This is a genomic window from Oleiphilus sp. HI0067 (assembly GCF_001635735.1).
The window spans coordinates 1-852 of sequence record NZ_LWFI01000672.1 but is presented as its reverse complement, the minus strand read 5'-3'; the positions used below and the strand labels follow the sequence as shown (position 1 = coordinate 852).

At 42.5% G+C, this 852-nt stretch carries 1 protein-coding gene; it reads right to left on the bottom strand.

From position 1 onward, the window contains the following. A partial coding sequence (locus A3739_RS07715) for an FAD-binding oxidoreductase (protein WP_156502448.1) occupies positions 1-693 on the bottom strand: 693 nt, incomplete at its 3' end. Positions 694-852: the final 159 nt, after the last annotated feature.

Below are 852 nucleotides of genomic sequence, written 5' to 3'. Positions count from 1 at the left end.
GCCAGCTTCGGTTGTAATTCGGTTACGCTTGCCGTACTCAATATTGGTAACCTTAGACTGTTCAAATATTTGAACTCCTAGCTCGTGTGCGGCATTCGCTTCACCACACACCAAATTTAAAGGATGAAGGTGTCCGCTGCCCATATCAATGAGTCCACCGATATAAGTCGTTGAGCCAACCACTTCATGCATTTCGTCTTTTTCTAACAGGCGTGTTTCATGTGGATAACCAATTTTATCTAGCCACGCTTTGTGCTCTTTAAAGTCTTCTACATGTCGAGGTTTATGCGCCAAATCGCAATAGCCCATCTTTAAATCGCAATCAATGTTGTACTTTTTAACGCGCTCTCTGACGATATTAACGGACTCAAATCCCATGTCTTCAATGGCCTTTACACCCTCTTCTCCTAGGGCTTTCGCAAAAGGCTCAATACCATGAACAACACCTTGGATGAGTTGTCCACCATTGCGTCCTGAAGCTCCCCATCCGATGCGATATGCTTCGAGCAATACAACTTTGAACCCTCTTTCAGCAAGTTCAAGAGCGGTATTTACACCGCTAAATCCACCGCCAATGACGCATACCTGTGTGTCGAGGCTTTTCGTTAGTGATGGGTAACGCATCGGGTATTTCGACGTCGCCGCATAGTAGGAGTTTGGGTATTCGTTGGAGTGCGTTCTAGGATTTAGCATGTTTGATATTCACAACAAATTAGTTTGATATAATTGACGAATGTATAGCATTTTTTACACGCTGCAAAGTAAAAGATCTATTATTTCATCCTTATGGTGGGTAAGATGTAGCCAAAATGTAGTTGAAGACTAATTGAATCATAAATTAATAGGTGGGTT